The following is a 5,856-nucleotide window of genomic DNA, read 5'->3' on the forward strand; positions in this document are numbered from 1 at the left end:
CCCCCCCGCCCCCCCCCCCCCCCCCCCCCCCCCCCCCCCCCCCCCCCCCCCCCCCCCCCCGGCCCCCCCCCCCCGCCCCCCCCCCCCCCCCCCCCCCCCCCCCCCCCCCCCCCCCCCCCCCCCCCCGCTCAGGGGACGAACCAGTCGCGCTGCGGGTTGGACACCGACGGCACGACCCGCTCCACGTCCGGCTGGTGCGCCCAGCGCACGCCGTTGCCCAGCACCGTGCGCACGTGCGGGTGCAGGTACACCGGGTACTCCTGGTCGCCGGGGGAGAAGTAGAAGACCCGGCCGCGGCCGCGCTGCCACGTCATGCCCGAGCGGAACACCTCGCCACCGGCGAAGGAGCTGATGAACACCAGCTCCCCGGGCGGAGGCACGTCGAACGGCTCGCCGTACATCTCCTGCGTCTCGATGACGAAGGGGTTCGGCACGCCGCGGGCGATCGGGTGGGCGGTGTCGATCGTCCACACCACCTCGCGCTCGCCGTCGTTGCGCCAGGCCAGGGAGCCCGTGGTGCCCAGCAGGCGGGTGAAGAGCTTGGAGTAGTGCGCCGAGTGCAGCGCCAGCAGCCCCATCCCGCCCAGCACGTGCCGCTGCACGCGCTCCACCACGTCGTCGCGGACCTCGCCGTGGGCGATGTGCCCCCACCACAGCAGCACGTCGGTGCCGGCCAGGACCTCCTCGCTCAGGCCGTGCTCGTCGTCCTGCAGCACCGCGGTGCGCACCTGCGCGCCGGGCACCTGCTCGGCCACGAGGGCCGCCAGGGCGCCGTGGATGCCGTCCGGGTACCAGCCGGCGATCTCCGACGGCTGCTGCCGCGTCTCGTGGACGTTCTCGTTCCAGACCGTCACCCGCACCGGGTTCCCGCCGTCGGGCTGGCTCACGCGCGCTCCTCGAACTCGGTGGTCGTTCAGTCCTTCTTGGTGCCGAACATGATCTCGTCCCAGCTGGGGACGCTGGAGCGCTTCTGCGCCCCCGACCCGCCGGCGCGGCGGGCCGAGCGGTTGCGCCGCCGGGGCCCGGGCCGCGGCGGCTCCGCACCATCGCCCCCGGCCGCGCCGCCGCCCGATCCGTCGCCCGGTCCGTCGCCCGGTCCGTCGCCCGATCCGTCCCCCTCCGCCGCGGCGGCCTCGACGGGCTGGTCGGGGGCCTCGCCCGCGGGCGCGCGCCCCGCCCCGTCGGGTGCGGTGGTCGCGGGCTCCCCGCCGCTCGCGGGCCGCGACCCGCCGTCGGGCCGCCCGGGCGCCGCGGGCTCCTCGGAGGCCTCGGGCGCCTCCTCCGGCGCGCCCCGCCCGGCGGGCTCGCGCGCGGGGCGCCGGTCCGGCAGGACGCGGTCGTCGGGGTGCTCGTGCGGGGCCGAGTCCGCCGGGTGCGCCGGCGGCGGGTCGGCCAGCAGCGCGTCCACGCGCGGCGCCGCCGCGTCGGCCGGGTCCGGCTGCTCCTGCGGCGCGGTGCCGCCCCGCTGCTCGCCGGCATCCGGCGCGTGGCCGCCCGGGCGCACCCCGCGCCGCGCGTCCAGCGCGTCGAGCAGGTCCTCGGCCGAGCGCGCCCGGCCGCTGGCGCGCACCCCGCCGTCGGCCTCCACGTCGTACACGCGCTCCCCGGGGCGCAGCGCCTCGCCCACGCTGGCCAGCCGGCGCGCCGGCAGCGGCCCCGGCTCGGGCGGCTCCTCCTCCGAGAGCCAGCGGGCCTCGTCGTCGGTGGCCGACAGCACCCGCGAGGAGGGGTCGAACGTCCAGCGGCCGACCCGGCTGCGCCCGCCGGCCACGAACTCCACCTGCACCGTCCAGGCGCCCTCCTCCGAGCGCCAGGCGTCCCAGCGCGCGCCCTCGGGGTCCACCGCGCGCGCGGTCAGCCGGCTGACGACGACCTCGTCGAGGGTGCCCGCCCGCGCCCCGCGCCCGCACGGCGAGCGCCGCGCCAGGCCCGCGACGTGCGCCCGCTCGGCCAGCACGGGGCCCTCGTAGCGGCGCACGTGCTCCACGGGCAGCCCGCCCGCGGCGGCGACGTCCTCGGCGGTCTCGCCGGCGCGGATGCGGGCCTGGATGTCGCGCGGCCGCAACCGGGTGTCCATCTGGATCTGCAGCTGCCCGAGCCGGGCGCGGTCGCGGCGCACGGCCGCGCGCAGCGCCTCGTCCACCCGCAGCCGGTAGCGGGTGCCGTCCGCGGCGCCGAGCACGACGTGCTCCCCGTCGTCGTGGACGCCCACGAGCCTCAGGTCCTGCATGAGGTCTCCTCCCGGCGGTCGCTCGAGGTCCGGACCGGGGCCGGTCCGGGTCCGCGACCGGGTCCATCCTGCACCGGACCGGCCCCGGTGACCTCCACCGGGCGCGCACGGGGGCCCGCGGACGACCGGCCCGCGGGCGTGATCGAGGCCACGAGCCCCCGGACGGGCGGCTCCCGCGCGCGCCGGGGATGATGTGCGGCGTGAGCGACGCGACGCCCTACGACGCACTCCTGCTGCTCTCCTTCGGCGGTCCCGAGGGCCCCGACGACGTCATGCCGTTCCTGGAGAACGTGACGCGCGGGCGGGGCATCCCGCGCGAGCGGCTGGAGGAGGTCGCCGAGCACTACCTGCACTTCGGCGGCAAGAGCCCCATCAACGACCAGAACAAGGAGCTGCTGGCGCAGCTGCGCCGGGAGCTGGACGAGCGCGGCCTGGCCGGCCTGCCGCTGCTGTGGGGCAACCGGAACTGGGAGCCCTACGTCACCGACGTCCTGCGCGAGGCGCACGAGCGCGGCGCCCGGCGCGTGCTGACGGTCTTCACCAGCGCCTACTCCTCCTACTCCAGCTGCCGGCAGTACCGCGAGGACCTCGCCCGCGCCGCGCAGGCGCTGGCCGAGGAGGGGCGCGAGCTGCACCTGGACAAGGTGCGCCACTACTTCAACCACCCGGCCTTCACGGGGGTCAACGCCGCCGCCGTCGTGGCCGCGCTGGAGGAGCTGACCCCCGAGCAGCGCGCGGGCGCGCGCGTGGTGTTCGTCACCCACAGCGTCCCCACCGCGATGGACGAGGTGTCCGGCCCCCCGGCCGCCGGGGGCGGGGCCTACGTGCGCCAGCACCTGGACGTGGCGCGCTCGGTGGCCGAGCGCGTCGGGCGGCGCACCGGCACCGTGCCCGACTGGGACCTGGCGTACTGCTCGCGCTCGGGCCCGCCCTCGCAGCCGTGGCTGGAGCCCGACGTCAACGACCACCTGCGCGAGCTGCACGCGCAGGGCGTGCCCGCCGTGGTCGTGGCGCCCATCGGGTTCGTCAGCGACCACATGGAGGTCAAGTTCGACCTCGACACCGAGGCGCGCGAGACCGCGGAGGAGATCGGCCTGCCGTTCGCCCGCGCCGCGACCGTCGGCGCGGACCGCACGTTCGTCGCCGGCCTCGTCGACCTCGTCGAGGAGCGCGCCGCGCGCGCCCGCGGCGAGGGACCGGACCAGCCGGCGACCGGCGCGCTGGGCCCCTCGCACGAGGTGTGCCCGGTGGGCTGCTGCCGCAACCTGCGCGCGGAGCTGCCCGCCGCGACGGGCGAGGACTACCAGGCCCCGGCGCCGGTGTGAGCGGCCACCCGGCCCCCGACCCGCGGGAGCTGCTGGCCGTCGCCGAGGAGGTGGCGGCCGCCGCGGGCGAGCTCGTGCTGACCGGCCGCCCCGACCGCGTGGAGGTCGCGGCGACCAAGAGCAGCCCCACCGACGTGGTCACGGCCATGGACCACGCCTCCGAGCGGCTCGTCGCCGAGCGGCTGGCCGCGCTGCGCCCCGACGACGGCTTCCTCGGCGAGGAGGGCGGTCACCGGCCCGGCACCAGCGGGCTGACGTGGGTCGTCGACCCCATCGACGGCACCGTCAACTACCTCTACGGGCTGCGCAGCTGGTCCGTCAGCGTCGCCGTGGTCACCGACGAGGTCTCCGGCGCCGGACGCCCCGACCCCGCCACGTGGACGGTCCTGGCCGGCGCGGTGCGCGACCCGTCGGTGGACGAGACGTGGACGGCGGTGCGCGGCGGCGGCGCGCGGGTGCGCCGCGGCGGCTCGCCCGCCCGCGCGCTGCGCTGCCCGGAGGGCCCGGAGCTGGGCGCGACGCTGCTGGCGACCGGGTTCGGCTACGACCCGCAGCGGCGCGCCGACCAGGCCGCCGTCCTGGCCCGGCTCATGCCGCAGGTGCGCGACCTGCGGCGCATCGGCACCGCCAGCCTGGACCTGTGCGCCGTCGCGGCCGGGCGGGTGGACGCCTACTACGAGCTCGGGCTGAACCCGTGGGACTTCGCGGCCGGCTGGCTCGTGGCGCGCGAGGCGGGCGCGGTCGTGACGGACTTCACCGGCGGTGCGGCGGGCACCCACGGCCTCCTCGCCGCGGGTCCCCGCCTGCACCCGGTGCTGCAGCGCGCCCTGGCGGGCTGAGCGACCGCCCCGGGCGGGCCGGGGGACCCCCGCCCGCCCGGGAGGGCGTCAGGCGCAGGTCCGGGCGCGCAGCCCGGTCAGGTCGACGACGTGGGCGCCGGTCAGGTCGACCGGCGCGCGGTGGCCGTCGAGGTAGGCGAGGACGTCGGGCAGCGCCACGTCGTGGGCGGCGGCCAGGCGCACGAGGGACTCCAGCTCGGCCAGGTGCGCCTCGACGAGGTCGTCCTCGCCGGCGGCGGCCGCGGCCTCGATGGTGGTGCGGGTGCGCCGCACCCGCTCGGTCAGCTCGGCGACGAACGCGGCGGGGACGGTCGCGGGAGCGACGGCGGGGAGCGGTTCCTGCTCGGACACGGCACCTCCTCGTGGGGCGGACCCCGGGGGCTGGCGGGTGGTCACCGCGGGGCTCGGGCGAGCGTCGCGGCTGCGGGCGTGGTCGGGCGTCGTGCGGGTCGTGGTGGTCCGGCGGCGGTCCGGTGGACGCCGTGGTCCTCCGACGCTGCGGGGCCCGCGCGGGTTCCCCCGCCGCGGGCGCACCGCCGTCGGCGGGACGAGCGCACACTACGGCGCGGCGGGCGCGCGACCAACTCCTCGCGCGCCGCGGTGTGGACGGTGACCGGTGACGTTGCGCCGCAACGCCTCCGGCGCTGTCCACCGGGTGGCGCACCGGTGTCGCGGCGGTGTCGCGCGGGTGTCGGCGGGGCGTCGCGGCGCCGGGCGGGACACGGCCGGCCGGGCGCGCCGGTCACACCGCGGTCGCGCGCCGGTCCCGCCCCGGTCACGGTGCCGGCCGGTCACCGCACCCCGGTTCGTCAGCGCGGCGGCGGTAGGTCATGATGCCTCCTCGCCGTGCGCGGACCGTGACCACGACGGGACGCGGCGGAGGACAGGGACGAGGCAGGGACCCGAGGGGGACCGGGCATGGATCCGGGCCGTCGCACGTTCACCCGTGGGCGGTCCGGGCGCACGGCTCGACCGGGCTGCATCCGGCTGCGGGGGTCCCCCCCGCGCAGCCCGGGACGACGCGACGCATGGAGTGTGAGGCGAGGTCATGGCGACCGACTACGACGCACCGCGCAAGACCGACGACGAGCTGAACGAGGACTCCATCGAGGAGCTCAAGGCGCGCCGGACGGACAAGAGCTCGGGCGCCGTCGACGAGGACGAGACGGAGGCCGCGGAGGGGTTCGAGCTCCCCGGCGCCGACCTGTCCAACGAGGAGCTGTCGGTGCGGGTCCTCCCGCGCCAGCAGGACGAGTTCACCTGCACGAGCTGCTTCCTCGTGGTGCACCGCAGCCAGCTGCACGACACGGGCGGCGGGCGCATCATCTGCAACGACTGCGCCGCCTGAGCGGTGCCGGGGGGGGGGGGGGGGGGGGGGGGGCCGCCGGGGGGGGGGGGGGGGGGGGGGGGGGGGGGGGGCGGGGGGGGGGGGGGGGGGGGGGGGGGGGGGGGGGGGGGGGGG

General features: G+C 78.7%; 6 protein-coding genes. 3 read left to right on the forward strand and 3 right to left on the reverse strand.

The features are described from left to right. Nucleotides 1-128 precede the first annotated feature (128 nt). Complete coding sequence (locus AB8M62_RS19905) at nt 129-887, reverse strand: ThuA domain-containing protein (protein ID WP_369070659.1); 759 nt, start codon at nt 885-887, stop codon at nt 129-131. A gap of 26 nt (nt 888-913) precedes the next feature. Beyond that, a complete protein-coding gene (gene sepH, locus AB8M62_RS19910; protein ID WP_369070660.1) occupies nt 914-2,230 on the reverse strand; it encodes a septation protein SepH in 1,317 nt (438 codons plus the stop codon). A gap of 191 nt (nt 2,231-2,421) precedes the next feature. On the opposite strand from sepH, the gene AB8M62_RS19915 reads away from it, so the two are divergent. Both AB8M62_RS19915 and AB8M62_RS19920 read left to right on the forward strand, forming a co-directional pair. Beyond that, nucleotides 2,422-3,555 carry a ferrochelatase gene (locus AB8M62_RS19915; RefSeq protein ID WP_373695020.1) on the forward strand — a complete coding sequence of 378 codons (1,134 nt, stop codon included), beginning with the start codon at nt 2,422-2,424 and terminating at the stop codon, nt 3,553-3,555. Further along, complete coding sequence (locus tag AB8M62_RS19920) at nt 3,552-4,394, forward strand: inositol monophosphatase family protein (RefSeq protein ID WP_369070661.1); 843 nt, start codon at nt 3,552-3,554, stop codon at nt 4,392-4,394. The genes AB8M62_RS19915 and AB8M62_RS19920 overlap by 4 nt, the downstream gene beginning before the upstream one ends. A gap of 48 nt (nt 4,395-4,442) precedes the next feature. On the opposite strand, the gene AB8M62_RS19925 is transcribed toward AB8M62_RS19920, so the two are convergent. After that, on the reverse strand, nt 4,443-4,745 hold the full coding sequence (locus AB8M62_RS19925) for a hypothetical protein (RefSeq protein ID WP_369052356.1): 303 nt from the start codon (nt 4,743-4,745) through the stop codon (nt 4,443-4,445). A gap of 697 nt (nt 4,746-5,442) precedes the next feature. Between AB8M62_RS19925 and AB8M62_RS19930 the strand changes: the two genes are divergently transcribed. Then, nucleotides 5,443-5,742, forward strand: coding sequence for a DUF4193 domain-containing protein (locus AB8M62_RS19930; RefSeq protein WP_369052355.1), 300 nt, complete (start codon nt 5,443-5,445; stop codon nt 5,740-5,742). Nucleotides 5,743-5,856: the final 114 nt, after the last annotated feature.

Origin of the sequence: Kineococcus terrestris, assembly GCF_041020755.1 — a bacterium.
In the GTDB taxonomy this organism is placed as follows: domain Bacteria; phylum Actinomycetota; class Actinomycetes; order Actinomycetales; family Kineococcaceae; genus Kineococcus; species Kineococcus terrestris.

What these genes read in the sequence shown, in the direction of transcription:
- sepH (WP_369070660.1), bottom strand. Translation starts at nt 2,230, where the DNA reads ATGCAGGACCTGAGGCTCGTGGGCGTCCACGACGACGGGGAGCACGTC.
- AB8M62_RS19915 (WP_373695020.1), top strand. Translation starts at nt 2,422, where the DNA reads ATGTGCGGCGTGAGCGACGCGACGCCCTACGACGCACTCCTGCTGCTC.
- AB8M62_RS19930 (WP_369052355.1), top strand. Translation starts at nt 5,443, where the DNA reads ATGGCGACCGACTACGACGCACCGCGCAAGACCGACGACGAGCTGAAC.